Below are 26,541 nucleotides of genomic sequence, written 5' to 3' on the forward strand. Positions count from 1 at the left end.
TGCGCCTCGAGGTTCCATGGAAACTCCACCGGAGCCGTCGACGCCCCGATGGAGTATGGAGACCTTCATGCAGAAACTAGCAATGGGTGTGCCGTTCTTTATGCGGTTTGTGAGGCTCAGGGAGCCGCCCTTTCTTTCAAGGGCTTGAGGATGTTGACGGAAGCCGGGAAAGGGAATCGCCGCTTGTGTCGTTCCCTACAAACAGTGAGGTTTTGTAGTGTTGCGAACATGCCGGCAAGAAGCCCAGGACCCTCGTTTATGGGGAATGTCTATAAGGATTTCAGTTGGTTATGTGGCTGGACAAGGATGTGGCACACCGGTTGCATCGGAGATAGGCGTGCAGTGTTCACCGCCGCAAGAGTGGTGGCGACAAGAATAACAAGAAGAAAGCGCCATGCTCCGCGGCGGGTCGGAAGTTCCTACATCGGCGGAATGCTGCTGGCCATGAAGCATCGATCATCCCATGATTAGTTTGGAGAAACACCATGTCAAACTTGAGACAAATCGCGTTCTACGGCAAAGGTGGCATCGGCAAGTCCACCACTTCCCAGAACACCCTGGCCGCTCTGGCCGAAATGGGGCAGCGCATCCTGATCGTTGGCTGCGACCCGAAGGCCGACTCGACCCGCCTGATCCTGCACGCGAAGGCTCAGGACACCATCCTGTCCCTGGCCGCCGATGCCGGCAGTGTCGAGGACCTGGAGCTGGAAGACGTGATGAAGGTCGGCTACCGCGACATCCGCTGCGTGGAATCCGGCGGTCCGGAGCCGGGCGTCGGCTGCGCCGGCCGCGGCGTCATCACCTCGATCAACTTCCTGGAAGAGGAAGGCGCCTACGAGGACATCGACTACGTGTCCTATGACGTGCTGGGCGACGTGGTCTGCGGCGGTTTCGCCATGCCCATCCGCGAGAACAAGGCGCAGGAAATCTACATCGTCATGTCCGGCGAGATGATGGCCATGTATGCCGCCAACAACATCTCCAAGGGCATTCTGAAATACGCCAACTCAGGCGGCGTGCGCCTGGGTGGGCTGGTGTGCAACGAGCGTCAGACCGACAAGGAGCTGGAGCTGGCGGAAGCCCTGGCCGGCAAGCTCGGCACCAAGCTGATCCACTTCGTGCCGCGCGACAACATCGTGCAACACGCCGAGCTGCGCCGCATGACCGTCATGGAGTATGCCCCGGATTCCAAGCAGGCCAACGAGTACCGTCAGTTGGCGCAGAAGATCCACGCCAACTCCGGCAACGGCATCATCCCGACCCCGATCACCATGGACGAGCTCGAGGATCTGCTGATGGAGCACGGCGTGATGGCTCAGATCGACGAGTCGCAGGTCGGCAAGACCGCAGCCGAATTGGCGGCGTAAGGAGATTGGCGGCACGGCGGTGTGCGGGCCTGGCCCGGCACACCGCCTCTTGGCCTTCCAGTCGTTTTTCACCAACTCAATCAGGAGCTTAAAATGAGCCTCACAGTTGAGCAAGTCAAACAGAGAAACAAGGACCTCATCAAAGAGGTGCTTGAGGTTTATCCCGACAAGACGGCCAAGCGCCGTGCCAAGCACCTTGGCACCTTCGAAGAAGGCAAGCCTGACTGCGGGGTCAAATCCAACATCAAGTCGATTCCCGGCGTGATGACCATCCGCGGCTGCGCTTACGCAGGTTCCAAGGGCGTGGTCTGGGGTCCCATCAAGGACATGATCCACATCAGCCACGGTCCGGTCGGCTGCGGCCAGTATTCCTGGGCGTCGCGCCGCAACTATTACATCGGCACCACCGGCATCGACACCTTCGTCACGATGCAGTTCACCTCCGACTTCCAGGAGAAGGACATCGTCTTCGGCGGTGACAAGAAGCTGGAGAAGATCATCGATGAAATCGAGGAGCTGTTCCCGCTGAACCACGGCATCACCGTCCAGTCCGAGTGCCCGATCGGCCTCATCGGCGACGACATCGAAGCCGTGTCCAAGAAGAAGTCGAAGGAATACGCAGGCAAGACCATCGTTCCCGTCCGTTGCGAAGGCTTCCGCGGCGTCTCGCAGTCGCTGGGTCATCACATCGCCAACGACTCGGTGCGCGACTGGGTGTTCGACAAGGCCGGCGACAAGCATCCCGAGTTCCAGTCCACGCCGTACGACGTCGCCATCATCGGCGACTACAACATCGGCGGCGATGCATGGTCTTCCCGCATCCTGCTGGAGGAAATGGGGTTGCGCGTGATCGCCCAGTGGTCCGGCGACGGCACCCTGGCCGAGCTGGAGAACACTCCGAAGGCCAAGCTGAACGTGCTGCACTGCTACCGTTCGATGAACTACATCTCGCGCCACCTGGAAGAGAAGTACGGCGTGCCTTGGGTGGAGTACAACTTCTTCGGCCCCACCAAGATCGCCGAATCGCTGCGCAAGATCGCCAGCTTCTTCGACGACACGATCAAGGAAGGCGCCGAGCGCGTCATCGCCAAGTATCAGCCCCTGATGCAGGCCGTGATCGACAAGTACCGTCCGCGCCTGGAAGGCAAGAAGGTCATGCTGTTCGTGGGGGGCTTGCGTCCGCGTCACGTGATCGGCGCCTATGAGGACCTGGGCATGGAAATCGTCGGTACCGGCTACGAGTTCGGCCACAACGACGACTACCAGCGCACCACGCACTACGTCAAGGACGGCACGCTGATCTACGACGACGTCACCGGTTTCGAATTCGAGAAATTCGTCGAAGCGATCCAGCCGGACCTGGTGGGCTCGGGCATCAAGGAAAAGTACGTGTTCCAGAAGATGGGCGTGCCGTTCCGCCAGATGCACTCCTGGGACTATTCCGGCCCTTACCACGGTTATGACGGCTTCGCCATTTTCGCCAGGGACATGGATATGGCCATCAACAACCCGGTTTGGGGGATGACCAAGGCCCCGTGGAAGAGCGCTGCCTAAACCGCAGCCGGAAAGAGGTCAGTAGGGTGCGCCTGGCGCACCGTGTCAGAGGCTCCAAAGGTGCGCTCGTCGGGCGCACCCTACCAACCGACGTTTTTAGGAGTTAAGCCATGAGTCAGAATGCAGAAAAGGTTCTCGATCATTTCAACCTGTTCCGCGAACCGGAATACATCAATCTGTTCGAGAGCAAGAGAAAAGAGTTTGAATTCATGCCCCCCGACGCCCAGGTCGAGGAGGTTCGCGAGTGGGCCAAGACCGAGGAATACAAGGAAAAGAACTTCGCCCGTGAAGCTCTGGTGGTCAATCCCGCCAAGGCTTGCCAGCCGCTGGGCGCCGTCTTCGCGGCCGTCGGTTTCGAAGGCACCATTCCCTTCGTCCATGGCTCGCAGGGTTGCGTGGCTTACTACCGCTCGCACTTCAGCCGCCACTTCAAGGAGCCGACTTCCTGCGTGTCTTCGTCCATGACCGAAGACGCGGCGGTGTTCGGCGGCCTGAACAACATGATCGACGGCCTGGCCAACACCTACAACATGTACAAGCCGAAGATGATCGCGGTCTCCACCACCTGCATGGCGGAGGTGATCGGCGACGACCTCAACGCCTTCATCAAGACGGCCAAGGAAAAGGGCTCCATCCCGGCGGAATACGATGTGCCTTTCGCTCACACCCCGGCCTTCGTCGGCAGCCACATCACCGGCTACGACAATGTCATGAAGGGTATCCTCCAGCACTTCTGGGACGGCAAGGCCGGCACCGTCGAACCGCTGGTGCGCCAGCCGAACGAGTCGATCAACTTCCTCGGCGGTTTCGATGGCTACACCGTGGGCAACCTGCGCGAAATCAAGCGCATCTTCGGCCTGTTCGGCATCGATTACACCATCATCGGCGACAACAGCGATGTGTGGGATACCCCGACCGACGGCGAGTTCCGCATGTACGACGGCGGCACCACCCTGGAGCAGGCGGCCAACTCGCTGCATGCCAAGGCCACCATCTCCATGCAGGAATTCTGCACGGAGAAGACGCTGTCGTTCATCGCCGAGCATGGCCAGGAAGTGGTCGCTCTCAATCACCCGATCGGGGTGAAGGGCACCGACAAGTTCCTGATGGAAATCTCGCGCCTGACCGGCAAGCCGATCCCGGCCGAGCTGGAGAAGGAGCGCGGCCGCCTGGTCGACGCCATCGCCGACTCCACCGCCCATATCCACGGCCAGAAATTCGCCATCTATGGCGATCCCGACTTGTGCTACGGCCTGGCGGAATTCCTGCTGGAACTGGGCGCGGAACCGACCCACGTGCTGGCCACCAACGGCGGCAAGGCATGGGAGACGAAGATGCAGGCCTTGTTCGATTCCTCGCCATTCGGGAAGAACTGCAAGGTCTATCCGGGCAAGGATCTTTGGCACATGCGCTCGCTCCTGTTCACCGATCCGGTCGACTTCCTGATCGGCAACACTTACGGCAAGTACCTGGAGCGCGACACCGGCACCCCGCTGATCCGCATCGGCTTCCCGATCTTCGACCGGCACCACAAGCACCGCTACCCGGTGTGGGGCTATCAGGGCGGTCTGAATGTCCTGGTCTGGATCCTCGATCGCATGTTCGAAGCGATCGATGCCAACACCAACATTCCCGCCAAAACCGACTACAGCTTCGACATCATTCGCTGATTCGCGGCACGTAGGTCTTTTCCTCCTGTCCGCGCTGGTGCCCCCTTCATCAGCGCGGCAGGCCGGAAAAGGTTGGTTAGGAGCCATTGCCCTGTCCTGGGTTCATGCGCAGGACAAGGCAATGGCTGCGGCGTGTCAACGCAATTACGTCACTAAATGTATGGTTATTTTCGATACACTGGTTCACGAGCGCCGTCTCGAGGGCGGTGGCTCGGTTTCCCTTCAAACTGGTCAATCAAGGACAACACCATGGCTAACGTGACATTTTCCTCCCCGCTGCTGCCGAAAGACGTCACCGTGTACGCGGTGGCCGGCGACACCGACACGCTCCTGAAGGTGGCGCAGAAGAACAAGATTCCGCTGCCCTTCGAGTGTGAGGACGGGAGCTGCGGCTCCTGCGTGATAGAAGTGCTGTCGCTGTCCGACAAGCCCTTCATGGCGCAGGATCTCACCGAAAAGGAGCGCGCCACCCTGGTGGCGGCCGGCAAGCTCTCCAAGGCGGATATCGAAGAAGCAGTGGTCAACGACAAGCCGCCGCGCTATCGCCTGGCCTGCCAGTACATCGTTCGCGACGAGGACGTCCTGGTCAGATTCAGCGGCGAGCCCGGCGTCGTCTGAGGACCCAAGGTCATTCGGAACTCACGCCGGTGGTTTTCCCGCCGGCGTGTTCAGTGTCTGAGCCGAGGCCCGCGGACGGTTTCGGACAAGACCGTTTCTCCAGGGTAAAAAAAAACCTTGGTTGCCCAGCCACCATGGGTTTCCTTTCTTTGAGCGGGGGAACGTGACCCGACATTCCCCGCCCGCGCTTGGCCTCTCCCCGCGTTTTCCTGATGTACTTCCCCCGAGCAGCAGGCATCGAATCCGCCCGTTTAGGCTTTTCCTTGTCTCCCAGCGCATGCCGCGACGGCCTCCGGCGCTTCAATGGAATTTGGGCTCCTTGAGTTGTGCGTTTTCTTACATTGCCCGATCGGTTTGTTCATAAGGCAACAGCGACAGTCGCGGCCGAGGTTCGGAAATAAACACCAAATCAATCGGATGCGATTGTGGCACGTCCTCTGCATGACCGGGATATGCATAGTCGCGGAGGTTGGGTATGAGCAGCTTATCGAGCAAGATTCAGGACGTTTTCAACGAGCCCGGTTGCGGCAAGAATCAGGGCAAGTCCGAGAAGGAGCGCAAGAAGGGCTGTACCAAGCAACTCCAGCCGGGGGGTGCGGCCGGCGGTTGCGCCTTCGACGGCGCCAAGATCGCGCTGCAGCCGATCACCGACGTGGCCCATCTGGTGCACGGCCCCATCGCCTGCGAGGGCAACTCCTGGGACAACCGCGGCTCCAAATCGTCCGGCTCCAACCTGTGGCGCACCGGCTTCACCACCGATATCAACGAAACCGACGTGGTGTTCGGCGGCGAGAAGCGGCTGTACAAGTCGGTGAAGGAAATCATCGAAAAATACGATCCGCCCGCGGTCTTCGTCTACCAGACCTGCGTGCCGGCGATGATCGGCGACGACATCGACGCGGTCTGCAAGGCGGCGTCGAAAAAATTCGGCAAGCCGGTGATTCCGGTCAATTCGCCCGGTTTCGTGGGCCCCAAGAATCTCGGCAACAAGCTGGCCGGCGAGGCCATCCTCGACCACGTCATCGGCACCGAGGAGCCCGAATACACCACGCCCTACGACATCAACATCATCGGCGAATACAACCTGTCGGGGGAGTTGTGGCAGGTCAAGCCGCTGCTGGATGAGTTGGGCATCCGTATCCTGTGCTGCATCTCGGGCGACGCCAAATACCACGACGTGGCCTGTTCGCATCGCGCCAAGGCGGCGATGATGGTGTGCTCCAAGTCCATGATCAACATCGCCCGCAAGATGGAGGAGCGCTACGGCATTCCCTTCTTCGAAGGCTCGTTCTACGGCATCGAGGATACCAGCGAGGCCTTGCGGGAAATCTCCCGGCTCCTGATCGAGCGCGGCGCGCCGGCCGAACTGATGGAGCGTACCGAGGCCTTGATCGCCCGCGAAGAGGCGCGCGCCTGGGCCGGCATCGAACCCTACAAGCAGCGCCTGGCGGGCAAGAAGGTGCTGCTGATCACCGGCGGCGTGAAGTCCTGGTCGGTGGTCGCCGCGCTGCAGGAGGCGGGGCTCGAAGTGGTCGGCACCAGCGTCAAGAAATCGACCAAGGAGGACAAGGATCGCATCAAGGAACTCATGGGCGAGGACGCGCACATGATCGACGACATGAGCCCGCGGGAAATGTACAAGATGCTGAAGGAAGCCAAGGCGGACATCATGCTGTCCGGCGGGCGCTCCCAATTCGTGGCGCTCAAGGCCAAGATGCCCTGGCTGGACATCAACCAGGAACGCCATCATGCCTACATGGGCTATGTCGGCATGGTCGAACTGGTCAAGGAAATCGACAAGGCCCTGTCCAATCCCGTGTGGGAGCAGGTGAGGAAGCGCGCGCCCTGGGAGGAAACCACCTGGGAAGAGCGGGCCGATGCGGCCATCGCCGCCGAAGCCGCCGCCCTGGCCGCCGATCCGGCGCTGGCCAAGGCGCAGCGCCGCTCCGCCCGCATCTGCAAGTGCAAGGCGGTGGATCGCGGCACCATCGAGGATGCCATCCTCGAACACGGACTGGACAGCGTCGAGGCGGTCACCGAGCGCACCCATGCCGGCAGCGGCTGTACCGGTTGCACCGGAACGATCGCCGGCATCCTCGACAGCATCGAAGACTGGCGCCCGGGCTCGGTCGACGAACCGGCCAAGCAGGCGGCTTGAGGCGGTTCCATGGCTAAAGTCACCCATTCGCAAAAGGCTTGCACGGTCAACCCGCTGAAGATGAGCCAGCCGATCGGCAGCGCGCTGGCCTTCATGGGCATCAAGAACTGCATGCCGCTGTTCCACGGCTCCCAGGGCTGCACCTCGTTCGGTCTGGTGCTGTTCGTGCGGCATTTCAAGGAGGCCATACCGCTGCAGACCACCGCCATGAGCGAGGTCGCCACCGTGCTGGGCGGGCTGGAGAACGTGGAGCAGGCGATCGTCACCATCGCCAACCGGCAGAAGCCTTCGATCATCGGCATCTCCTCCACCGGGGTGACCGAGACCAAGGGCGACGATGTCGACGGCTACCTCAAGCTGATCCGCGAAAAGCATCCCGAGCTGGATCACATCGCCCTGGTCTACGTCTCGACTCCGGATTTCAAGGACGCGTTCCAGGACGGCTGGGCCAAGACCGTGACGCGGATGATCGAGCAACTGGTCGATCCGGTGCCGGCGGACGCGGCGCGCGATCCGGCCAAGGTCAACCTGTTGCCGGGCGCCCACGTCACGCCGGGCGATCTGGACGAGCTGCGCGACCTGATCGAGGCCTTCGGCCTGGAGCCGGTGATCCTGCCCGATCTTTCGGGTTCGCTGGATGGCCACGTGCCCGACGATTTCACCCCGACCACCATCGGCGGGATCGGATTGGAAGAAATCGCCGCCATGGGGCGCGCGCAGCACACCATCGCAGTGGGCGAGCAGATGCGGCCGGCGGCCGAGGCGATGGAGAAGAAGACCGGCATCCCGTACACCCTGTTCGACCGGCTCACGGGGCTGGAAGTCAACGACGATTTCATCGCCCTGCTGGCGGGTTTGAGCGGCCGGCCGGTGCCGAACAAGATCAAGCGCCAGCGCAGCCAGTTGGTGGACGCCATGCTCGACGGGCATTTCCATTTCGGCGGCAAGCGCGTCGCCATCGGCGCCGAGCCGGATCTCTTGTGGACGCTGAGCAGCTGGTTCCGCGAACTCGGCGCCGAGGTCGCCGCGGCGGTGACCACCACCGAATCGCCGCTGCTGGAGCGCATCGCCACGGCGGAAGTGCTGATCGGCGACCTGGAAGACCTGGAAAAGCGCGCCGCCGACTGCGATCTGCTGGTGACGCATTCCCACGGCCGGCAGGCGGCGGAACGGCTGGCGATCCCGTTCTACCGCATCGGCATCCCGATGTTCGACCGGCTGGGCGCGGCGCACCAGACCATCGTCGGCTATCGGGGCACCCGCAATCTCATCTTCGAGATCGGCAACATGTTCATCGCCAGCGGCCACGAGCCTAACCCTGAGACTTGGTCTCTACCGGAGGAAACGGGACATGTTGGCGAGAAGGCGCTTGCGGCTCATTAAGCCCCAAGAGGTATCGGACGAATCGTTTAATCGCGGAGGAAGCATGAAAGTCGCATTCGCTACCCAGGATCTCAAGCGCGTCGACGCCCATTTCGGCTGGGCCAAGAACATCGCCATCTATGAACTCTCGACCGAGGGCGGCGAGTTCATCGAGGCGATCCAGTTCGAGGGCGATCTGCAGGAAGACGGCAACGAGGACAAACTGGCGCCCAAGCTGGACGCCATCAAGGACTGCGCCATTCTCTACGTGGCCGCCATCGGCGGTTCCGGAGCGGCGCGGGTCGTGGCCCAGGGCATCCATCCCATCAAGGTACCCCAACCGGAGCCCATCGCCGAGCTGCTGGACAAGCTGCGCGACGTCCTGAGAGGCAACCCGCCGCCCTGGCTGCGCAAGGTGCTGGCGAAGGAAGGCAAGGGCCGGGAACGCTCATTCGATTTTGAAGACGACGAAGAGGTGCAACATGGCTGAAGCAGCCGCAGTAATGGCGGAAACCCCCGCCTCGCCGATGGACTCGGCGTTCATCAAGGAGCTGGTCAAACAGTGGCGGGCCCAGGATTCCTACGGGACCTGGGAAGGCAAGAGCGACGAGCAGTTGCTCGAACCGTACATCCTCGACAAGGTCAAGCGCGCCGAAATCCCCATCATCGGCGATCCCGATCCGGAGACCCTGTGGCGGCTGGAACTGTTCTACAACGCCGTGGGCCTGTCGATCGAGCGTGCCACCAAAGTCATGGTCACGCCGATGATGAAGATGTCCCACGAGGGTTTCGGCCGCATGGTGCTGATCGCCGGCCGGCTGATCGTGGTCAACAAGCAGTTGCGCGACGTGCACCGCTTCGGCTTCCCTTCCATGGAGAAGCTGGCCGAGGAGGGCGAGAAGCTGGTGAGCGCCGGGGTGGAGATGATCACCCGCTATCCCGATGTAGCGAACTACAGCTGATTCGAGGTGTCCGATGAGCGATGAAGCAGAAGAACTGAAGGCGAAGCTGAAAAAGCTCAACGCCCAGGCGACGGCGTTGAAGATGGACTTGCATGATCTGGCCGAAGACCTGCCCACCGGCTGGCCGAAGATCATGGAAGTCGCCGAAAAGACCTATGAGGCGTACCGCCAGCTCGACGAATTCCGCAAGAGCACGGCCAGTTAGGAGCTAACCATGAGTGAATTTTCCGTGACCCTACCCAGCGGGAAGGTCTGGGTGCCGAAATTCGTCGGCGAGATCGACCAGGACAAATGCATCGGCTGCGGGCGCTGCTACAAGGTCTGCGGGCGCGAAGTGCTGGAAATGGTCGGCGTCAACGAAGACGGCGAGATGGTGCGCATCGGTGCCGATGCCGACGAGGATGATGACGACGAATACGACAAGAAGGTCATGTCGATCGCCAATGTCGACAACTGCATAGGCTGCGAGTCCTGCGCCAAGATCTGCCCCAAGCAGTGCTACACTCACGTGCCCGTGGCGGCTTGATCCAGGCCTTCCGGGATACGGTTTTTCTTCATGCCGGGGAGGGCGAACCATGCTGGCCAGAAACGATGTTTTCAGCTATGACCCCTTGCTGGCTCATGCGCGGGATCCGCGGGAGCCGCTGATTCTCGCTTTCGCCTCGGCCATCGAGCTGGCGCGCAGTTCCTCCCGGCTGGCGGGCCGCGAGGGCTTCGGACTCGAGCCTGCCGAGTTCTGTGCCCTGCTCGACCGCTATTTTCCCGGCGCGCGCGGCGTCTACATCAAGCCGGCGCCCGCCGTCACGGACGCCGCGCGGCGTGCGCCGGCCGACGAGTTCGACTCCCTGCTGGGCCTGCTGCTCGAACATTGTCGCGGCGATGCCGTGGAATCCCGCTGGCTCGCGCATGCCATCGCCGCCTGCTGCATGGGCGACGACCATCTTTGGCAGGACATGGGGCTGGCGGACCGGAAGGCGCTGTCAGAGCTTCTGGCGTGCCATTTCCCAGCGCTGTTCGCCCGCAATACCGGCGGCATGCGCTGGAAAAAATTCTTTTACAAGCAGCTCTGCGAACGGGAAGGCGCTTTCGTCTGCCGTTCGCCGACCTGCGCGGAATGCGACGAATACGCGAACTGTTTCGGACCCGAGGAGGATGACGCATGGCAGCCGGTGAAGCGCTGAAAGTACGGATGGCCGGGAGTGCTGCCCCGGCCGCTCCCGCCGAATGGTTGGATTTTCTGGACCGGGCCGGTCCTCCCGCCGGTGACGGCGCGGAAATCGCGCTGCGGGGGAACGTCATGGCCGATCTGTCCCGGTTCGGCCTGATCGAGGTCAAGGGCGAGGAGGCGGGCAAGTTCCTGGGCAGCATGCTGACCGGCGACGTGCGCCTGGTGTCGCCGAGCCAGGGCCAGTTCACCAGTTGGTGCGACGGCAAGGGCCGGATCCAGGCCACGTTCTGGCTGTTCATGCGGGACGGTGCCTATTACCTGCTGTTGCCGGAAGAGCTGCTGCCCGGCGTGATCGCGCGCCTGAAGATGTTCCTGTTGCGCACCAAGGCGAGCATCGGCGACGCCAGCGCTGCACTGGCGCGGATCGGCCTGTCCGGCGCCGGGATCGCGGAAGCATTGGGCTCGGCCCTGCCGGCGCAGCGGGGCGAGACGGCCGTGATCGGCGACTGCACACTCGTGGCCTTGGGAGACGAGCCCCGGCCGCGCTGGCTGGCGGTCGGCAGCCCGGAAGCCGTGATTGCGCTGTGGGAAAAACTCGAACCCGCGGTCACGCCGGCCGGGACTGGGGCCTGGGCCCTGCTGGACGTTTTGGCCGGTATTCCCCATGTCGCCACCGAGACCGCCGGCGAGTTCATCCCGCAGATGCTGGACCTCGAAGCCCTCGGCGGCTTGAGCTACAAGAAAGGCTGCTACCCAGGTCAGGAGGTCATCGCCCGCCTGCATTACCGCGGCCAGCTCAAGCGCAAGGCCTATCTGGCTTACGCCGACGGGCCCGAGCTCCCCGCGCCCGGCACCAAGCTGTACCGCCCGGGTTTCGACGAGAGCGTCGGCCTCGTGGTGTCGGCGGCGAAGGACGGGCGCGAGCATGGCTTCGCCTTACTGGCCGTGGTCGTGATCGAACAGAAGCCGCTGGGCGAGATCCGCCTTGGGAGTGCCGAGGGTCCCGCGCTGGTCTTCGCCGACCAGGACGAGCTGGTGCCGACGTCGGACGCCGGCTGCTGAAGCTTTTGCGAATCGTGAACACAAGGAGAATGCCATGAGACGTAAGCCCTATGAACTCAAGGTCGACGTCAAGGCCGTCTATCTGCGAGAACACTCCCAGCCCGACGCCGACCAATACACCTTCGCCTACACCGTGACGATGGAGAATACCGGCACCGTTCCGGCCAAGCTCCTGGGCCGGCGCTGGATCATCACCGACGCCAACGGCAAGACGGTGGAGGTGGTGGGCGAGGGCGTGGTGGGAGAGCATCCCTACCTGCGGCCCGGCGAGGCTTTCGAATACACCAGTGCCGCGACCATCGCGACCCCGGTCGGCAGCATGCACGGCAGCTACCAGTTGATCGCCGACGACGGGATGCCGTTCGAGGCGCCCATCGCCGCCTTCAGCCTCGCCATCCCGCGCCGGCTGCATTAAGCGGTCCAGACGCCAGGAATGAGAGAAAATCCGATGAACTTCATGAAGGACAGGTACAGCATGGGCAATGAAACCCGGGCCGCCGGCGGATTGGTTCCGGTGGTGGTGGAGCAGTCGGCGCGGGGGGAGCGGGCCTTCGACATCTATTCGCGGCTGCTGAAGGAGCGGGTCATCTTCCTGGTCGGCCAGGTCGAGGACTACATGGCCAACCTGGTGATCGCCCAGCTGCTGTTCCTGGAGTCCGAGAATCCCGACAAGGACATCCATCTCTACATCAACTCGCCCGGCGGGCTGGTGACGGCGGGCCTGGCCATCTACGACACCATGCAGTTCATCAAGCCGGACGTCAGTACCCTGTGCGTCGGGCAGGCCGCCAGCATGGGTGCGCTGCTGCTGGCCGGCGGCGCCGCCGGCAAGCGTTACTGCCTGCCGCATTCGCGGATCATGATCCACCAGCCGCTGGGCGGTTTTCAGGGCCAGGCGTCCGACATCGACATCCATGCGCGGGAGATTCTGGCGGTCCGCGACCGTCTCAACAAGATTCTCGCCCACCACACCGGCCAGCCCATGGAAAAGATCCAGATCGATACCGATCGCGACAATTTCATGAGCGGGAATGACGCGGTGGACTACGGCCTGATCGACAAAGTGCTCGTGAATCGCGCGGCCGGCGCGGCTTGAGCCATCAGCACGCATATTGGCCCACAACTTGCCAGTCAAAAGGAGAGTGACAGCCAAACACCATTCCTAACCAGGGGAGTAAGCGCCATGAGTGAAGAAAAGAAAAACAAGGAGTCCGGCAAGTTGTTGTATTGCTCCTTCTGCGGCAAGAGCCAGCACGAAGTCAGAAAACTCATCGCAGGCCCCGCCGTGTTCGTTTGTGACGAATGCGTCGAACTGTGCAACGACATCATCCGCGAGGAATTGCAGGGCGGGGAGGCCGGCGCCGCTGCCGATCTGCCCAAGCCGAAGGAGATGAAGGCCATTCTGGACGAGTATGTCATCGGACAGGACAAGGCCAAGCGCATCCTCTCGGTCGCCGTCTACAACCACTACAAGCGACTCAAGGCCAAGACCTTCAAGAACGGCGTCGAGCTGGCCAAGAGCAACATCCTGCTGATCGGCCCCACCGGCTCGGGCAAGACGCTGCTGGCGGAGACCCTGGCGCGGGTGCTGGACGTCCCTTTCGCCATCGCCGATGCCACGACGCTCACCGAAGCGGGCTACGTGGGCGAGGACGTCGAGAACATCATCCAGAAGCTCCTGCAGAACTGTGATTACGATGTCGAAAAGGCGGAGCAGGGGATCGTCTACATCGACGAGATCGACAAGATCTCGCGCAAGGCCGACAGCCCCTCCATCACCCGCGACGTTTCCGGGGAAGGCGTGCAGCAGGCCTTGCTCAAGCTGATGGAAGGCACCGTGGCTTCCGTGCCGCCGCATGGCGGGCGCAAGCATCCGCAGCAGGAATTCCTGCAGGTCAACACCGCCAACATCCTGTTCATCTGCGGCGGAGCCTTCGCCGGCCTGGAAAAGACCATACGCTCCCGTTCGGAAAAGAGCGGAATCGGCTTTTCCGCCGAGGTAAAAAGCAAGGACGAAAACACCAACGTCGGGGAGATTCTGGCGGGCGTCGAGGCCGAGGATCTGATCCGTTACGGCCTGATCCCGGAATTCATCGGGCGCCTGCCGGTCGTGGCCACGCTGGAAGAACTGGACGAGGCGGCCCTCATCAGCATCCTCACCGAGCCGAAGAACGCGCTGGTCAAACAGTACGCCCGGCTGTTCGAAATGGAGGGCTGCGAGCTGGATATCCTGCCGGCTGCCCTGGGGGCCATCGCACGGCGCGCGATGGAACGCAAGACCGGCGCGCGCGGCTTGCGGACCATCATCGAGCATGCCCTGCTCGACACCATGTACGAATTGCCTTCCGCCGGGGATGTCGTCAAGGTCATAGTCGACGAGAAGGTCATCCGCGGCGAAACCGAGCCTTATCTGGTTTACCGGAGCGAAGACAAGCAGTGTGCCTCGGCCTAGGAGACGATGAGGCCAAACAAGCCCAAGACAAGGCCGGGGTGACCCGGCCTTTCTTGTTTCCAGCGCGATGGGCTTCGTCGCCTCGCGTTCACTCTTTCGGTGCATCGTGTCGATTTGTCGCAAATCCGACAAACGGACGGGCATCCGCCCGTCTGCGCCTCCCAACCCTTCTCAATCCGTACCATACAGGTCCTCTTTACCGGACGGACGTTCCCTGGACAGGGCAGGGTCCCCGGACCGTTGTCGACAACGAGACAATCCCGTTTTTCGTCACTCTCGAATAAAGCCAAAGAAAATCAATGCGATAGCATGTTAATTTGGGGTGGCCCGGTGTTTGCAAGATAGAGATCAAGGCAAACCGCCCAACCCTCTGGCGAACTCGGAGAACATGCAATGAAGCTACCGGTCTATTTCGATTACTCGGCAACGACGCCGGTCGACCCACGTGTTGCCGAGAAGATGATTCCGTTCCTGACGGAAAACTTCGGCAACCCGGCCAGCCGCTCCCACAGCTTCGGCTGGACCGCCGAGCAGGCAGTGGAGAATGCGCGGGAGGAAGTGGCGAAGCTGGTCAACGCCGATCCCCGGGAAATCGTCTGGACCTCCGGCGCGACCGAATCGGACAACCTGGCGATCAAGGGCGCGGCCGAGTTCTACCAGACCAAGGGCCGCCATCTCATCACGGTGAAGACCGAACACAAGGCCGTGCTCGATACCATGCGCGAGCTGGAATCCGCCGGCTTCGAGGTGACCTACCTCGAGCCGATGGCGAACGGCCTGCTGGACCTGGAGGCGTTCAAGGCCGCGATCCGGCCCGATACCTCGCTGGTGTCCGTCATGCACGTCAACAACGAGATCGGGGTGATCCAGGACATCGCGGCGATCGGCCAGATCTGCCGGGAGCGCGGCGTGATCTTCCACGTCGATGCCGCGCAGTCCACCGGCAAGGTGGAGATCGACCTGGAGAAGCTGCCGGTCGACCTCATGTCCTTTTCCGCCCACAAGACCTACGGGCCCAAGGGCATCGGCGCCTTGTACGTGCGCCGCAAGCCGCGTATCCGCCTCAAGGCGCAGATGCACGGCGGGGGCCACGAGCGGGGCTTGCGTTCCGGCACCCTGGCCACGCACCAGATCGTCGGCATGGGTGAAGCCTTTCGCATCGCCCGCGAAGAAATGGCGGCGGAGAACGCGCGCATCCGCGGGCTGCGCGACAAGTTGCTGGCCGGCCTCGAGGACATGGAAGAGGTGTTCGTCAACGGCGATCTGGTACAGCGGGTGCCGCACAACCTGAACATCAGCTTCAACTACGTGGAGGGCGAGTCCTTGATGATGGCCATCAAGGATCTGGCGGTGTCCAGCGGCTCGGCCTGCACCTCGGCCAGCCTCGAGCCTTCCTATGTCTTGCGCGCCCTGGGGCGCAGCGACGAGCTGGCCCACAGCTCGATCCGCTTCACCCTGGGCCGCTATACCACGGCGGAGGACGTGGATTTCGCCATCTCCCTGATCAAGGACAAGGTCGCTCGCCTGCGCGAGATCTCGCCCCTGTGGGAGATGTACAAGGACGGGATCGATCTCAACACCGTTCAGTGGGCGGCAGCGCACTAACGCGCCCGAAGCCCTTCACCATCCAATCAGGAGAACAACAATGGCATACAGCGACAAAGTCATCGACCACTACGAAAATCCCCGCAACGTCGGTTCCTTCGACAAGGACGAAGACGGCGTGGGCACAGGGGTGGTGGGCGCTCCGGCCTGCGGCGACGTGATGAAGCTGCAGATCAAGATCAACGACAAAGGCGTGATCGAGGATGCCAAGTTCAAGACCTACGGCTGCGGCTCGGCGATCGCCTCCAGTTCGCTGGTGACCGAATGGGTCAAGGGCAAGACCGTCGACGAGGCCCTGGCCATCAAGAACGCCGACATCGCCGAGGCGCTGGCGCTGCCGCCGGTGAAGATCCACTGCTCGGTGCTGGCCGAGGATGCGATCAAGGCCGCGGTCTCGGACTACAAGGCCAAAACGGGTGTGGCCGACGAAGGCTACGAAATCTGCAAATCGGCGGCCTGAAGACGAGGAAACCGTTATGACAGCCATGACCAGCATTGTCGATCTGACGCCGGCCGGCCCCGCTTTGATTTTCACCGGCAATGCGGCCGCCAAGGTCAACGAGTTAATCGCCGAGGAAGGCAATCCGGCGCTCAAGCTCCGGGTCTATGTCTCCGGCGGCGGCTGCTCGGGGTTCCAGTACGGCTTCTCGTTCGAGGAGACCATGAACGAGGACGATACGGCGGTGGAGAAGGACGGCGTGACCCTGCTGGTCGACCCCACCAGCCTGCAATATCTGCAGGGCGCCGAAATCGATTACCAGGAAGGGCTGGAAGGTTCGCGTTTCGTCATCAAGAACCCGAATGCGACCTCTTCCTGCAGTTGCGGCAGCTCCTTCTCGGTCGAAGGTAGCGGCGGTTCGAGCTGCTCGTCTCACTGAGACTGTTTTTGGAATGGAGGGCAACGATGGCAGTAACCCTGACAGAAAAAGCGGCGGCACAGGTGCAGAAGCATTTGAGCGCGCGCGGTGCGGGCATCGGGCTGCGGCTCGCCGTCAAGACTTCGGGCTGTTCCGGCCTCGCCTACGCCCTGGAGTTCGTGGACGAACCGGCGCCGGAAGACCAGCTCTTCGAAAGCCATGGCGTCACCGTGCTGGTCGATCCGAAAAGCCTGGTCTACCTGGAAGGCACCGAGCTGGATTTCGTGCGGGAAGGCTTGAACGAGGGCTTCAAGTTCAACAATCCCAACGTCAAGAACGAATGCGGCTGCGGCGAGAGTTTCAACGTCTAGGAGCGATGGCCATGAGCGAAATGGCGCCCCGTAATTATTTCGAATTCTTCCAGCTGCCCGCCATCTTCCGGCTGGACTTGGGCATGCTGGACAGCCATTACCTGGAGCTGCAGGCCCGCATCCATCCGGACAAGGCCGCCCATCTTAGCGACGTGGAAAAACGCTTGTCCCTGCAATGGGCGACCTTCGCCAACGAGGCTTATCACACGCTGAAACGCCCCTTGGACCGGGCGCGTTACCTGCTCAGGATCCACGGGGTCGACACCCGGGAGGAAGACAATACGGCGATGCCGGCGGAATTCCTGCTGGAGCAGATCGAATGGCGGGAAGAAATGCAGGACGCAGTCACCGCCCGCAGCGAAGCGGCGCTCGACCGGCTCGGCTTTCGGCTGAAGAAAGAAATGGATCATCTGATCGAATCGCTCGGCGCCATGCTCGACGTCGAGCAAACGCATCCGGAGGCCGCCGTGCTGGTACGCCAGCTCGCCTTCCTGGAAAAACTCAAACGTGATCTCGATCAGGCGCACGCCCTGCTGGAGGACTGATGCTGTTACAAATTTCCGAACCTGGCGTCAGCGCCAAGCCGCAGCAGCGGCTCGCGGTGGGGATCGACCTGGGTACGACCAATTCGCTGGTCGCAGCCGTCAGGGACGAGGTGCCGGTGGTGTTTGGCGACACGCAAGGCCGCACCCTGCTGCCTTCGGTGGTGCGCTACCTGGACGGCGGGGCGGTCGAGGTCGGCTACGAGGCCAAGGCCCGGCAGAGCGAAGACCCCGAGAACACCTTCGTTTCGGTCAAGCGCTACATGGGCCGGGGCCTGAACGACATCGCCGAGCACCACGGCGCGCCCTACAAGTTCGTCGATGGCGAGGGCATGGTGCAGTTCGACACCCGCGCCGGCCGGATCAGTCCGGTCCAGGTGTCGGCCGAGATTCTCAAGGTTCTGCGCGACCGGGCGGTCGCGGAAATGGGCGGTCCACTCGCCGGTGCCGTGATCACGGTGCCGGCCTATTTCGACGAGGCCCAGCGCCAGGCCACCAAGGACGCCGCCAAGCTGGCGGGCCTGGAAGTCTTCCGCTTGCTCAACGAGCCGACCGCGGCCGCCGTGGCCTATGGGCTCGACCATGCGGCGGAAGGCGTGTACGCCGTCTATGACTTAGGGGGAGGCACCTTCGACATCTCGGTGCTGAAGCTCACCCGCGGCGTGTTCGAGGTGCTGGCCACCAACGGCGATCCGGCTCTGGGCGGCGACGATTTCGACCGGGCGGTCTACGACTGGCTGCTCGCACAGAGCGGCATCAGCGGGCTGTCCAGCGGCGATGCGCGGCTGCTGATGGCCGCCTCCCGCGTCGCCAAGGAGCAGCTTTCCGACCGCGCCGAGGCGATCATCGACACGGCGCTGTCGGACGGTTCCCGGATTGCGCTGACTCTGAGCCGCGATACCTTCGCGGAGCTGACCGCCGGTTTGGTGAAGAAAACGCTCGTCCCGGTCCGGAAGGCGCTGCGCGATGCCGGACTCGCCATCGACGAGATCAAGGGCGTGGTCCTGGTCGGCGGCGCGACCCGCATGCCCTGCATCCGCGAGGCGGTGGCCGAATTGTTCCAGCAATCGCCGCTCACCGACCTCGATCCGGACAAGGTGGTGGCGCTGGGCGCCGCCATGCAGGCCAACCTTTTGGCCGGCAACCGCGCCGGCGGCGACTGGCTGCTGCTCGACGTCATTCCGCTGTCGCTGGGCATCGAAACCCTGGGCGGTTTGTGCGAAAAGATCGTTCCGCGCAACACCACCATACCGGTGGCGCGGGCCCAGGAATTCACCACCTGGAAAGACGGCCAGACCGCCATGAGCATCCATGTGGTGCAGGGCGAGCGCGAACTGGTGAGCGAATGCCGCTCGCTGGCGCGCTTCGAGCTGCGCGGCATCCCGCCGATGGCGGCGGGCGCGGCGCGCATCCGGGTGACCTACCAGGTCGATGCCGACGGTCTCCTGAACGTGACCGCCGCCGAGCAGACCAGCGGGGTCGAGGCCAGGATCGAGGTCAAGCCGTCCTACGGCCTGAGCGACGCGGAAGTCGCGCGGATGATCGAGGATTCCTATCTGCATGCCCGCGACGACCTGGAAGCGCGGCGGCTGCAGGAGCAGAAGGTCGAAGCCTCCCGCCTGATCGAAGCCACCGAGTCGGCATTGGCCGAGGACGGCGGGCTGCTCAGCGAGGAAGAACTCGAGGTCCTGGTGAAAGGCGTGCAGGTCCTGAAAGGCGCGATGGAGGGCTCGGACTGGCAGGCGATCAAGAATGCCGCCGACGCGTTGAACGAGGCCAGCACCGAATTCGCCGGGCGCCGAATGGACTACAGCATCAAGGTCGCGCTCACCGGCCAGAAGCTGGACAGCCTGGGAGTCTGAGCATGCCGCAAATCAAGGTGTTGCCCCATGCCGAACTCTGCCCGGAAGGCGCCGTCATCAAGGCGAGCTACGGCCAGAGCATCTGCGACGCCCTGCTGCACGGCGGTATCGAAGTCGAGCATGCCTGCGAAATGGCCTGCGCCTGCTCCACCTGCCATGTCATCGTGCGCGAAGGCTACGACTCGCTGAATCCGGCCGACGATGCCGAGGACGACATGCTCGACCGGGCTTGGGGGCTGGAGCCGCATTCCCGGCTGGCCTGCCAGGCGGTGGTGAGCAAGGCCGACCTGGTCATCGAACTGCCGCGCTACAGCCGTAACCTGGCGAAAGAACTCAAGTGAGGCGACCCATGAACGCACGCAAGGTCACCATCAACGACACCACCCTTCGCGACGGCGAGCAGACCGCGGGGGTCGCTTTCACCGCCGAGGAAAAGCTCTCCATCGCCCATGCCCTGGCTCGGGCCGGCGTGCCGGAAATGGAAGTGGGCATACCCGTCATGGGCGCCGAGGAGCAGGAAGTGATCCGGGCGATCGCTGGGTTAGGCCTGCCGTCCCGGTTGATGGTCTGGGGCCGGATGTGCGAACAGGACCTGGCCGCGGCCGAGGGCTGCGGGGCCGATCTGGTGAACCTGTCGATCCCGGTGTCGGACATCCATCTCCGCCACAAGGTGCACCGGACCCGCGAATGGGTGCTGGCCAGCATCGACCGCTTCGTGAAGCAGGGGCTGGATAACGGCATGGAGGTCTGCGTCGGCTGCGAGGATGCCTCCCGCGCCGATGCCGACTTCCTGTTGCAGGTCGCCCAGGCGGCGCAGCGGGCCGGGGCCAGGCGTATCCGCTTCGCCGATACCTTGGGGTTGCTGGAACCGATGTCCACCTTCGAGCGTATCCGCAAGCTGGCCGAGGGCTCGGACCTGGAAATCGAAATGCACGCCCATAACGACTTCGGGCTGGCGACGGCCAATACCCTGATGGCGGTGCAGGCCGGGGCGAGCCATGTGAACACCACGGTCAACGGCCTGGGCGAGCGGGCCGGGAATGCGGCCATCGAGGAAACCGTGATGGCCCTGCACCAGTTGTACGGCTTGGATACCGGCATCGCGGTCGATCATTTCCCGGAGATTTCCGGGCTGGTGGCGTCCGCTTCCGGCCGGCCGGTGGCGGCCAACAAGAGTATCGTCGGCGAGGCGGTATTCACCCACGAGGCGGGCATCCATGTCGACGGCCTGCTCAAGAACGTCATCAACTACCAGGGCGTGGACCCCAAGGAGCTCGGTCGCGAGCACCGCCTGGTGCTGGGCAAACATTCCGGCACCCACGCCGTGATGCGGAGTTTCAGCCTGCTCGGGATCGACCTGAGCGAGGTGGACGCCGGCCGGGTGCTCAAGCGCATCCGCATCCACGCCAGCCGGACCAAGCGCCCGCCCAGCGAGACCGAGCTGAAGCTGTTCTACGCCGAAACCTCGCTGTCGGCGCAGCCGCGCCCGGGCCTGTTCGGCTGAGGTCCACGCGACGACTCGAAACCCCACTCAATCGAAGGACCCATCATGAATCCGGTTTTACAGCGCATACAGCAGTTTTCCGCGGCCGAAGAGTTCCTCGACTTCTTCGGCGTCGATTACGAACCGTCGGTGGTGCATGTCAATCGGCTGCATATCCTCAAGCGATTCAACCAGTATCTGAACCGCACGCCGATCACGGACGACATGGATGAAGCCACCGCCATGGCGACCTGCAAGTCGCTGCTGAGCCAGGCCCACGACGACTTCGTGAAGTCCAGCGCGGCTCAGGAAAAGGTGTTCAAGGTGTTCCAGGATCAGGACGGCAAGAGCATATCGCTGGACAGCATCAAGGCGAGCCTGGCCACACGCGGCCAGCGGGCTTGAGATTTCTCCCCTCCCTCTGGGAGAGGTCGGGGGTGAGAGAGGCTGGTCGAGCCTCGCATCGCTGGCCGGCACCGCAGTCCCGCATCCGGCCCTTCGGGCCCCCTTGTCACCAAGGGAGAAGGGAAAATGGGCGGCCCACTGCCGCAGGTTCCTGGTGAAGGAGCCAACGATTGTTCAACATAAGGAGAGGTCTTTTCATGCCCAAGCCCAGTAAGCACGTCTTCGTCTGCGCCCAAACCCGGCCGCCCGGCCATCCGCGCGGTTCCTGCGGCCAGCTCGGTTCCACCGCGGTGTTCCAGACCTTCATGCAGCAGTTCGAGACCGGCCAGCTCTACGGCCAGTTCGCGCTGACCAGCACGGGCTGCCTCGGCACCTGCGATCTCGGCCCCACGGTCCTGGTTTATCCGGAGGGCGTGATGTATTCCAAGGTGAGCCCGGCAGACGTGGCCGAAATCATCGAGGAGCATCTGAAGAACGACCGGCCGGTCGAGCGGCTGCTCGCTCCGGCGGCACTGTGGGGCTGACGGGAGCGCGACGATGGATAGAGGCGCCGATCCCTTGCGTTCGTTCTACGCCGGCGAGGTGCCCGCCCAGGTGGGTGGGCTCTTGGAGCAGGCGATGAGCGCATACGCCGACACCGAACAGGCCGAAGCCTATTTGAGGCGGGCGCATACGGAGGCGCCCGAAGCCTTGTCGGTCTATTTCTCGATGTACAAGTTCTACTTCTACAAGGGGCGCTTGGCCGATGCCGAGCGGGTGGTGCGTATGGCGCTGGAAGCGGCGGCCCGGCAGGGCGGCTTTCCGAACGACATCGAGGCATTGACGCCCGCCACCGTCGATTGGCAGCGCTACGACGCGCCCCAGCATTTCTACCTGTTCTCGCTCAAGGCGCTGGCCTTCATCCGTCTGCGTCGGGGCGACAGGGACGAGTGCGAACGCCTCCTGGCCAAGCTGGGAGAACTGGACCGAAACGACAGCGTGGGCGCCTCCGTGATCCGGGCCTTTGCGGAAGGGAGCGCCGCCTGATCCACTCAGGCCATTTTTCCACACCACCTACGACACACACGATATAAGAGGACGCTACATGTCTATCCTGACCATCCAGCCATCCGGAAAAACCATCGAGACTCGGGAGGGCGCCTCCCTGCTCGAACTCATCATGGAAGCCGGCGAGGCCATCATGCACAAATGCGACGGCAACGCCCAGTGCGGTTCCTGCCACATCTTCCTGCAGGCCGGCCGCAAGAGCGTGTCGAAAATCGGCGCGGAAGAGAATGCCAAGCTGGACACGATCGTCGGCGTCGGTTCCAAGTCGCGCCTGGCTTGCCAAGCGAAAGTCACCGGCGAGGAAGACATCACCGTCGAGCTGCTGGGCTTCGCTTCCGGCTTGTAGTTAGCGCGTTTCGCTCTCGCCCTTATCCTCGTTGGGTAAGCCGATCAATTGAAGCCGTCATTCCGGCATGGATTGCCCGGCATGAAGCCGGTTCACAGGGACGTGCGAGGGGCGCAGCCATCCGTGGCCTCCGGACCCCGGCATTCCCCTGCCGGGGTGACGAGCCGCCCTTTATTCGACGGCATGGTCCATGAAGGAGAGGGGGATGAGGGCGCAGTTTCTTCCCATTCGTGAGGCACCGCCATGAGCAATATCGAAGACACCATCCGCGACCAGATCGCAAAACATCCGGTCATCCTTTACATGAAGGGCGTGCCGGAGATGCCGCAGTGCGGCTTTTCCGCCAAGGCCGTGTCCTGCTTGCAGGCTGCCGGCGTGCCGTTCGCTTACGTGAACATCCTCGCGGCCCCTTCCATCCGCGAGAAGCTGCCGAGCATTTCGCAATGGCCCACGTTTCCGCAGCTTTTCATCGGCGGCGAACTGATCGGCGGCAGCGACATCGTCAGCGAACTGTCGGCGAGCGGCGAGCTGAAGACCCTGCTCGATGCCGCCGTGACCGGACGGGCAGCAGGCTGAACCATGGAAATCGCCGAAGTCCGCGCCCTGATCGAATCGGGCATTCCGGGCTGCGAAGTCCGGGTGGAAGGTGAGGGCTGCAATTTTTCCGTAGTGGTCATTGGCGACGCGTTCGAGGGCCTGAATCCGGTCAAGCGCCAGCAGCAGGTCCTGGCGACCGTTACCGAGCCTTTGTCCACCGGCGCCTTGCACGCCATCAGCATGAAAGTTTATACGCCGGCGGAATGGAGCCGTCTGGCCGATTCCGCTTGAGTCAAACCTGGAGCCAGTCATGCCGCTATACGATTTCCACTGCCGCGACTGCGGCCAGATGTCGGAGTTGCTGATCAAGCTCAGCGATACGCCGGTTTGCCCGCACTGCGGCGGCAGCAACATGGAAAAGCAGGTGGTGCAGATCGCGCCGCACCTGAAGACGCCGGGCATCCTTCAGAGCGCCCGCGCGCAGGCCGCCAAGGAAGGGCATTTCAGCAATTACAAACCGTCCGAGCGTCCGCGCTTGAAATGATCTTTTGAACCCCGAACGGGCGATGGGAATGCCGTGAAGCTTCAGATCGAAAAACCTTACGTCGAGGCCATGGTGACCGAGTTCCCGCGCCTGGCGGTGTTGCAGGACCAGTTGCGGTTCGGGAACAGGGCGGAGATCGCCTTCGTCCAGCTGGAGAACGCCGAGGTCAACTTCCTGCGCCATCTCTACGAGGAAGCCGGTCCGGACCTCAAACAGCGGGCGGTGCAGCTCGCCGTGCTGCAGAAGGCGCTCAACGACGACGGCATACGCTTCGAGGCTCACGAGCTGGAGCAGGCCGTGCCCGCCATCGCCCGGTATCTGGCGACCGGCGCCATCCGCGGCTGGGTGTTCACGGCGAACGTCACCAACCGGCCCTTGCCCTACCTCATCACCCGGCTCGATTACATCCCGGAATCGAACGACGAGATCGGCAAGATCATCATCGAGCTGAAGGCCAATGCCAAGGGCAATCTCGCCACCGTCGCCCTGCGCATCACCGCCAGCGATGTCGCCGGCAGGACCGTGGGCGAGATCTTCGCGGCCAAGGGATTTCTCAAGGAGACGCCCGAGCTGATCGAGTCCTACGACCGGACCGTAGCCCGCTATTTCGACTGGCGCGCCCGCTACGGTACCCAGTTCGCAGGGCAAGGCATCGGCTTCTATGCCGAGGACCCGGCCGCCACCCACCGTGACACCGACTGGTCGCGCAAGGACGTGGTGGTCCTGTCGTCCGGTGGCGGCAGCGCCCGTCTGGTGAATGACGAAGGCATCCTCACCCACCGCGCACTGACGCTGGACGCCACCGGCGACATCCTCGGGCCGTACCTGCGCAAGGCCGCCAAGAGCAACCGTTACGACGCCGAGGACGAGGTCCAGGCATTGCAGGATGCGATGCCGGAGGGGCTGTTCACCCAGCTCCCGGTGCATCCCTACATCCTGATGTTCCATCTGGAACTGCACCATTACCTGTGGGTGCATGTCGGCGACATCCGTCTCTACGAATACCAGCCGGAACTCAAGCGCAAGCTGGTGCTGCCGGCGGAGCAGACCGACCTGATCGACATCCTCACCGCCGAGATGGACGTGCTGATGGACGACATCGTGGCCGGCAAGTCCGGCGGCACCACGGTGCTCTGCGCCGGCCCGCCAGGCGTCGGCAAGACCCTGACCGCCGAGGTCTATTCCGAGATCATCCGGCGTCCGCTCTACCGGGTGCATTCCAGCCAGCTCGGCCTCAACGTGGCGGCGATGGAAACCGCGCTGAAGGACGTGCTGACCCGCGCCCAGCGCTGGGGCGCCGTGATGCTGATCGACGAGGCCGACGTCTACATCAAGCGCCGCGACGACGACATCACCATGAACGCCGTGGTCGGCGTGTTCCTGCGGGTGCTGGAGTATTTCAACGGCCTGCTGTTCCTGACCACCAACCGGGTCGACGACATCGACGAGGCCATCGTTTCCCGCTGTATCGCCCTGATCAAGTTCTATCCGCCCGACCGCGACGACCGTTGCAAGATCTGGCGGGTGATGACGGACCAGTTCGCGCTGGCGGTGGACGAGACGCTGATCGGCCGATTGGCGGACGTCTTCCCCACCGCCACCGGGCGCGACATCAAGGGCCTGGCCAAGCTGGTGGCCAAGTATTGCTCGCACAAGCAGGTCGCGCCCAGCCTGGAGGTGTTCAAGCGCTGCTCCATCTTCCGCGGCATGGACCTGGGACCGGCGGAAGGAACTCGAGATGAGTGAGCGCTTCGTCGTCACGGAAATGAACACGCATCACTTCGTGACGATATTGTCTCTTGAGGCGAGGGACTTAAGGGTGGGAAAGCCACGGTTGGCGTGGCTTTGATGTCATCCCGAGAGAATCAACCGAGTTTTTTAGGATCAAGTATGAACTACGCTTTCCCACCCGCCCCCATCATTACCCTCGACGCCATGTCGAGCAACCCGTTTCCGGTGCGCCGCATTTTTTGCCTCGCCCGCAATTATCCGGAATCCGGCCAGGAAGCGGTGAAGCCCGCCGAGCCGAGCTTCTTCCTGAAGCCGCCCGGTACCATCCTGCAGAACAATTCCGTGCTGCCGTATCCGCCCGGCACCGGCGCGCTGTCTCCCGAGGTGGAAATGGTGGTGGCGCTGCATAAGGGCGGCCGCAACATTCCGGCGGACAAGGTCGATTACGACTATGTGTTCGGCTATGCCGTGGGCCTCGACATGACCCGGCGCGACGCGCTCGATGCCGCCATCGCGCAGGGGCTGCCGTGGGACAAGGCCAAGGTCTTCGACCATTCCTCCCCGTGCTCGGCGATCACGCCGGAGTTCTATGCCGGCAACATCGCCAGCGGCAAGATCGAACTCAAGGTCAATGGCGAGCTGCGGCAGAGCGGCAACGTGGCCGACATGCTGTGGAAAATCCCCGAGACGGTACATTATCTTTCCACCCGGATGGAGCTGTTCCCCGGCGATCTCATTTACACCGGCACGCCGGGCCCGGCCAGCCCCGTGGTCCAGGGCGACGTGATCGAAGCCACGGTGGCGGGACTGGAGCCCCTGGTCATCACGGTCGGATAGC

At 62.9% G+C, this 26,541-nt stretch carries 32 protein-coding genes; all 32 read left to right on the plus strand.

Going from position 1 to position 26,541, the window contains the following annotated elements; all coding sequences use genetic code 11:
* The first annotated feature begins 485 nt into the window (after positions 1-485).
* The 32 genes from nifH (at position 486) to GNH96_RS04055 (ending at position 26,540) form a co-directional block, all read left to right on the plus strand.
* On the plus strand, positions 486-1,367 hold the full coding sequence (gene nifH / locus GNH96_RS03900; protein ID WP_169602463.1) for a nitrogenase iron protein: 882 nt from the start codon (positions 486-488) through the stop codon (positions 1,365-1,367).
* A gap of 93 nt (positions 1,368-1,460) precedes the next feature.
* Positions 1,461-2,921, plus strand: a complete 1,461-nt coding sequence (gene nifD / locus GNH96_RS03905; protein WP_169602465.1) for a nitrogenase molybdenum-iron protein alpha chain — start codon at positions 1,461-1,463, stop codon at positions 2,919-2,921.
* A gap of 110 nt (positions 2,922-3,031) precedes the next feature.
* Positions 3,032-4,591 carry a nitrogenase molybdenum-iron protein subunit beta gene (gene nifK / locus GNH96_RS03910; RefSeq protein WP_169602467.1) on the plus strand — a complete coding sequence of 520 codons (1,560 nt, stop codon included), beginning with the start codon at positions 3,032-3,034 and terminating at the stop codon, positions 4,589-4,591.
* Between the two features lie 249 nt (positions 4,592-4,840).
* The gene (locus GNH96_RS03915; protein WP_169602468.1) at positions 4,841-5,209 is read left to right on the plus strand and encodes a 2Fe-2S iron-sulfur cluster-binding protein; all 369 of its coding nucleotides are present in this window, start codon (positions 4,841-4,843) and stop codon (positions 5,207-5,209) included.
* Between the two features lie 475 nt (positions 5,210-5,684).
* Positions 5,685-7,367: a nitrogenase iron-molybdenum cofactor biosynthesis protein NifE gene (nifE, locus tag GNH96_RS03920; RefSeq protein ID WP_169602469.1), complete on the plus strand. Its 1,683-nt coding sequence runs from the start codon at positions 5,685-5,687 to the stop codon at positions 7,365-7,367.
* Between the two features lie 9 nt (positions 7,368-7,376).
* The gene (gene nifN / locus GNH96_RS03925) at positions 7,377-8,750 is read left to right on the plus strand and encodes a nitrogenase iron-molybdenum cofactor biosynthesis protein NifN (RefSeq protein WP_169602470.1); all 1,374 of its coding nucleotides are present in this window, start codon (positions 7,377-7,379) and stop codon (positions 8,748-8,750) included.
* Between the two features lie 43 nt (positions 8,751-8,793).
* A complete protein-coding gene (gene nifX / locus GNH96_RS03930; RefSeq protein ID WP_169602471.1) occupies positions 8,794-9,219 on the plus strand; it encodes a nitrogen fixation protein NifX in 426 nt (141 codons plus the stop codon).
* On the plus strand, positions 9,212-9,691 hold the full coding sequence (locus GNH96_RS03935; RefSeq protein ID WP_188114788.1) for a NifX-associated nitrogen fixation protein: 480 nt from the start codon (positions 9,212-9,214) through the stop codon (positions 9,689-9,691). The genes nifX and GNH96_RS03935 overlap by 8 nt, the downstream gene beginning before the upstream one ends.
* Positions 9,692-9,704: 13 nt before the next feature.
* Positions 9,705-9,896, plus strand: coding sequence for a CCE_0567 family metalloprotein (locus tag GNH96_RS03940; protein WP_169602473.1), 192 nt, complete (start codon positions 9,705-9,707; stop codon positions 9,894-9,896).
* 9 nt (positions 9,897-9,905) lie between these two features.
* Complete coding sequence (gene fdxB / locus GNH96_RS03945; protein WP_169602475.1) at positions 9,906-10,217, plus strand: ferredoxin III, nif-specific; 312 nt, start codon at positions 9,906-9,908, stop codon at positions 10,215-10,217.
* A gap of 49 nt (positions 10,218-10,266) precedes the next feature.
* Complete coding sequence (locus GNH96_RS03950; RefSeq protein ID WP_169602477.1) at positions 10,267-10,872, plus strand: nitrogen fixation protein NifQ; 606 nt, start codon at positions 10,267-10,269, stop codon at positions 10,870-10,872.
* The gene (ygfZ, locus tag GNH96_RS03955; protein ID WP_169602479.1) at positions 10,851-11,921 is read left to right on the plus strand and encodes a CAF17-like 4Fe-4S cluster assembly/insertion protein YgfZ; all 1,071 of its coding nucleotides are present in this window, start codon (positions 10,851-10,853) and stop codon (positions 11,919-11,921) included. The genes GNH96_RS03950 and ygfZ overlap by 22 nt, the downstream gene beginning before the upstream one ends.
* A 34-nt stretch (positions 11,922-11,955) precedes the next feature.
* The gene (apaG, locus tag GNH96_RS03960) at positions 11,956-12,336 is read left to right on the plus strand and encodes a Co2+/Mg2+ efflux protein ApaG (RefSeq protein WP_169602481.1); all 381 of its coding nucleotides are present in this window, start codon (positions 11,956-11,958) and stop codon (positions 12,334-12,336) included.
* A gap of 60 nt (positions 12,337-12,396) precedes the next feature.
* On the plus strand, positions 12,397-13,017 hold the full coding sequence (clpP, locus tag GNH96_RS03965) for an ATP-dependent Clp endopeptidase proteolytic subunit ClpP (protein ID WP_169604582.1): 621 nt from the start codon (positions 12,397-12,399) through the stop codon (positions 13,015-13,017).
* A gap of 87 nt (positions 13,018-13,104) precedes the next feature.
* Positions 13,105-14,373 carry an ATP-dependent Clp protease ATP-binding subunit ClpX gene (gene clpX / locus GNH96_RS03970; protein WP_169602483.1) on the plus strand — a complete coding sequence of 423 codons (1,269 nt, stop codon included), beginning with the start codon at positions 13,105-13,107 and terminating at the stop codon, positions 14,371-14,373.
* Between the two features lie 393 nt (positions 14,374-14,766).
* Entirely contained in the window at positions 14,767-15,978 is a 1,212-nt protein-coding gene (locus GNH96_RS03975; RefSeq protein WP_169602485.1) for an IscS subfamily cysteine desulfurase, read from the plus strand.
* A gap of 40 nt (positions 15,979-16,018) precedes the next feature.
* A complete protein-coding gene (gene iscU, locus GNH96_RS03980; RefSeq protein ID WP_169602487.1) occupies positions 16,019-16,438 on the plus strand; it encodes a Fe-S cluster assembly scaffold IscU in 420 nt (139 codons plus the stop codon).
* 25 nt (positions 16,439-16,463) lie between these two features.
* The gene (gene erpA / locus GNH96_RS03985; RefSeq protein ID WP_223163491.1) at positions 16,464-16,856 is read left to right on the plus strand and encodes an iron-sulfur cluster insertion protein ErpA; all 393 of its coding nucleotides are present in this window, start codon (positions 16,464-16,466) and stop codon (positions 16,854-16,856) included.
* 26 nt (positions 16,857-16,882) lie between these two features.
* Positions 16,883-17,206, plus strand: coding sequence for an iron-sulfur cluster assembly protein IscA (iscA, locus tag GNH96_RS03990; RefSeq protein WP_169602491.1), 324 nt, complete (start codon positions 16,883-16,885; stop codon positions 17,204-17,206).
* Positions 17,207-17,217: 11 nt separating this feature from the next.
* Positions 17,218-17,751: a Fe-S protein assembly co-chaperone HscB gene (gene hscB / locus GNH96_RS03995; RefSeq protein ID WP_169602493.1), complete on the plus strand. Its 534-nt coding sequence runs from the start codon at positions 17,218-17,220 to the stop codon at positions 17,749-17,751.
* The gene (gene hscA / locus GNH96_RS04000; RefSeq protein WP_169602495.1) at positions 17,751-19,610 is read left to right on the plus strand and encodes a Fe-S protein assembly chaperone HscA; all 1,860 of its coding nucleotides are present in this window, start codon (positions 17,751-17,753) and stop codon (positions 19,608-19,610) included. Before hscB ends, hscA begins: the two co-directional genes overlap by 1 nt.
* Positions 19,611-19,612: 2 nt before the next feature.
* Positions 19,613-19,951 carry an ISC system 2Fe-2S type ferredoxin gene (gene fdx, locus GNH96_RS04005; protein ID WP_169602497.1) on the plus strand — a complete coding sequence of 113 codons (339 nt, stop codon included), beginning with the start codon at positions 19,613-19,615 and terminating at the stop codon, positions 19,949-19,951.
* 8 nt (positions 19,952-19,959) lie between these two features.
* A complete protein-coding gene (gene nifV, locus GNH96_RS04010; RefSeq protein WP_169602499.1) occupies positions 19,960-21,114 on the plus strand; it encodes a homocitrate synthase in 1,155 nt (384 codons plus the stop codon).
* 45 nt (positions 21,115-21,159) lie between these two features.
* On the plus strand, positions 21,160-21,498 hold the full coding sequence (nifW, locus tag GNH96_RS04015) for a nitrogenase-stabilizing/protective protein NifW (protein WP_169602501.1): 339 nt from the start codon (positions 21,160-21,162) through the stop codon (positions 21,496-21,498).
* 197 nt (positions 21,499-21,695) lie between these two features.
* Complete coding sequence (locus tag GNH96_RS04020) at positions 21,696-22,022, plus strand: (2Fe-2S) ferredoxin domain-containing protein (protein ID WP_169602503.1); 327 nt, start codon at positions 21,696-21,698, stop codon at positions 22,020-22,022.
* Between the two features lie 13 nt (positions 22,023-22,035).
* The gene (locus GNH96_RS04025; RefSeq protein WP_169602505.1) at positions 22,036-22,524 is read left to right on the plus strand and encodes a hypothetical protein; all 489 of its coding nucleotides are present in this window, start codon (positions 22,036-22,038) and stop codon (positions 22,522-22,524) included.
* Positions 22,525-22,582: 58 nt separating this feature from the next.
* On the plus strand, positions 22,583-22,891 hold the full coding sequence (locus tag GNH96_RS04030) for a 2Fe-2S iron-sulfur cluster-binding protein (protein WP_169602507.1): 309 nt from the start codon (positions 22,583-22,585) through the stop codon (positions 22,889-22,891).
* Positions 22,892-23,134: 243 nt separating this feature from the next.
* Positions 23,135-23,467: a Grx4 family monothiol glutaredoxin gene (gene grxD / locus GNH96_RS04035; RefSeq protein ID WP_169602508.1), complete on the plus strand. Its 333-nt coding sequence runs from the start codon at positions 23,135-23,137 to the stop codon at positions 23,465-23,467.
* 3 nt (positions 23,468-23,470) lie between these two features.
* Complete coding sequence (locus GNH96_RS04040) at positions 23,471-23,719, plus strand: BolA family protein (protein ID WP_169602509.1); 249 nt, start codon at positions 23,471-23,473, stop codon at positions 23,717-23,719.
* A gap of 19 nt (positions 23,720-23,738) precedes the next feature.
* The gene (locus GNH96_RS04045; RefSeq protein ID WP_169602510.1) at positions 23,739-23,972 is read left to right on the plus strand and encodes an FmdB family zinc ribbon protein; all 234 of its coding nucleotides are present in this window, start codon (positions 23,739-23,741) and stop codon (positions 23,970-23,972) included.
* Positions 23,973-24,005: 33 nt separating this feature from the next.
* Positions 24,006-25,718 carry an AAA family ATPase gene (locus GNH96_RS04050; protein ID WP_169602511.1) on the plus strand — a complete coding sequence of 571 codons (1,713 nt, stop codon included), beginning with the start codon at positions 24,006-24,008 and terminating at the stop codon, positions 25,716-25,718.
* Between the two features lie 144 nt (positions 25,719-25,862).
* Positions 25,863-26,540 carry a fumarylacetoacetate hydrolase family protein gene (locus GNH96_RS04055; protein ID WP_169602512.1) on the plus strand — a complete coding sequence of 226 codons (678 nt, stop codon included), beginning with the start codon at positions 25,863-25,865 and terminating at the stop codon, positions 26,538-26,540.
* The last annotated feature ends 1 nt before the right edge of the window (position 26,541 follow it).

The sequence above is a fragment of the Methylococcus geothermalis genome (assembly GCF_012769535.1).
GTDB lineage: Bacteria > Pseudomonadota > Gammaproteobacteria > Methylococcales > Methylococcaceae > Methylococcus > Methylococcus geothermalis.

What these genes read in the sequence shown, in the direction of transcription:
- hscA (WP_169602495.1), top strand. Translation starts at nt 17,751, where the DNA reads ATGCTGTTACAAATTTCCGAACCTGGCGTCAGCGCCAAGCCGCAGCAG.
- nifK (WP_169602467.1), top strand. Translation starts at nt 3,032, where the DNA reads ATGAGTCAGAATGCAGAAAAGGTTCTCGATCATTTCAACCTGTTCCGC.
- GNH96_RS04025 (WP_169602505.1), top strand. Translation starts at nt 22,036, where the DNA reads ATGGATAGAGGCGCCGATCCCTTGCGTTCGTTCTACGCCGGCGAGGTG.
- ygfZ (WP_169602479.1), top strand. Translation starts at nt 10,851, where the DNA reads ATGGCAGCCGGTGAAGCGCTGAAAGTACGGATGGCCGGGAGTGCTGCC.
- GNH96_RS04030 (WP_169602507.1), top strand. Translation starts at nt 22,583, where the DNA reads ATGTCTATCCTGACCATCCAGCCATCCGGAAAAACCATCGAGACTCGG.
- nifW (WP_169602501.1), top strand. Translation starts at nt 21,160, where the DNA reads ATGAATCCGGTTTTACAGCGCATACAGCAGTTTTCCGCGGCCGAAGAG.
- nifN (WP_169602470.1), top strand. Translation starts at nt 7,377, where the DNA reads ATGGCTAAAGTCACCCATTCGCAAAAGGCTTGCACGGTCAACCCGCTG.
- GNH96_RS03915 (WP_169602468.1), top strand. Translation starts at nt 4,841, where the DNA reads ATGGCTAACGTGACATTTTCCTCCCCGCTGCTGCCGAAAGACGTCACC.
- nifH (WP_169602463.1), top strand. Translation starts at nt 486, where the DNA reads ATGTCAAACTTGAGACAAATCGCGTTCTACGGCAAAGGTGGCATCGGC.
- iscA (WP_169602491.1), top strand. Translation starts at nt 16,883, where the DNA reads ATGGCAGTAACCCTGACAGAAAAAGCGGCGGCACAGGTGCAGAAGCAT.
- erpA (WP_223163491.1), top strand. Translation starts at nt 16,464, where the DNA reads ATGACCAGCATTGTCGATCTGACGCCGGCCGGCCCCGCTTTGATTTTC.
- grxD (WP_169602508.1), top strand. Translation starts at nt 23,135, where the DNA reads ATGAGCAATATCGAAGACACCATCCGCGACCAGATCGCAAAACATCCG.
- GNH96_RS04020 (WP_169602503.1), top strand. Translation starts at nt 21,696, where the DNA reads ATGCCCAAGCCCAGTAAGCACGTCTTCGTCTGCGCCCAAACCCGGCCG.
- GNH96_RS03940 (WP_169602473.1), top strand. Translation starts at nt 9,705, where the DNA reads ATGAGCGATGAAGCAGAAGAACTGAAGGCGAAGCTGAAAAAGCTCAAC.
- iscU (WP_169602487.1), top strand. Translation starts at nt 16,019, where the DNA reads ATGGCATACAGCGACAAAGTCATCGACCACTACGAAAATCCCCGCAAC.
- GNH96_RS03975 (WP_169602485.1), top strand. Translation starts at nt 14,767, where the DNA reads ATGAAGCTACCGGTCTATTTCGATTACTCGGCAACGACGCCGGTCGAC.
- fdx (WP_169602497.1), top strand. Translation starts at nt 19,613, where the DNA reads ATGCCGCAAATCAAGGTGTTGCCCCATGCCGAACTCTGCCCGGAAGGC.
- fdxB (WP_169602475.1), top strand. Translation starts at nt 9,906, where the DNA reads ATGAGTGAATTTTCCGTGACCCTACCCAGCGGGAAGGTCTGGGTGCCG.
- clpX (WP_169602483.1), top strand. Translation starts at nt 13,105, where the DNA reads ATGAGTGAAGAAAAGAAAAACAAGGAGTCCGGCAAGTTGTTGTATTGC.
- GNH96_RS04040 (WP_169602509.1), top strand. Translation starts at nt 23,471, where the DNA reads ATGGAAATCGCCGAAGTCCGCGCCCTGATCGAATCGGGCATTCCGGGC.
- GNH96_RS04045 (WP_169602510.1), top strand. Translation starts at nt 23,739, where the DNA reads ATGCCGCTATACGATTTCCACTGCCGCGACTGCGGCCAGATGTCGGAG.
- GNH96_RS04055 (WP_169602512.1), top strand. Translation starts at nt 25,863, where the DNA reads ATGAACTACGCTTTCCCACCCGCCCCCATCATTACCCTCGACGCCATG.
- nifD (WP_169602465.1), top strand. Translation starts at nt 1,461, where the DNA reads ATGAGCCTCACAGTTGAGCAAGTCAAACAGAGAAACAAGGACCTCATC.
- hscB (WP_169602493.1), top strand. Translation starts at nt 17,218, where the DNA reads ATGAGCGAAATGGCGCCCCGTAATTATTTCGAATTCTTCCAGCTGCCC.
- nifX (WP_169602471.1), top strand. Translation starts at nt 8,794, where the DNA reads ATGAAAGTCGCATTCGCTACCCAGGATCTCAAGCGCGTCGACGCCCAT.
- nifV (WP_169602499.1), top strand. Translation starts at nt 19,960, where the DNA reads ATGAACGCACGCAAGGTCACCATCAACGACACCACCCTTCGCGACGGC.
- clpP (WP_169604582.1), top strand. Translation starts at nt 12,397, where the DNA reads ATGGGCAATGAAACCCGGGCCGCCGGCGGATTGGTTCCGGTGGTGGTG.
- apaG (WP_169602481.1), top strand. Translation starts at nt 11,956, where the DNA reads ATGAGACGTAAGCCCTATGAACTCAAGGTCGACGTCAAGGCCGTCTAT.
- nifE (WP_169602469.1), top strand. Translation starts at nt 5,685, where the DNA reads ATGAGCAGCTTATCGAGCAAGATTCAGGACGTTTTCAACGAGCCCGGT.
- GNH96_RS03935 (WP_188114788.1), top strand. Translation starts at nt 9,212, where the DNA reads ATGGCTGAAGCAGCCGCAGTAATGGCGGAAACCCCCGCCTCGCCGATG.
- GNH96_RS03950 (WP_169602477.1), top strand. Translation starts at nt 10,267, where the DNA reads ATGCTGGCCAGAAACGATGTTTTCAGCTATGACCCCTTGCTGGCTCAT.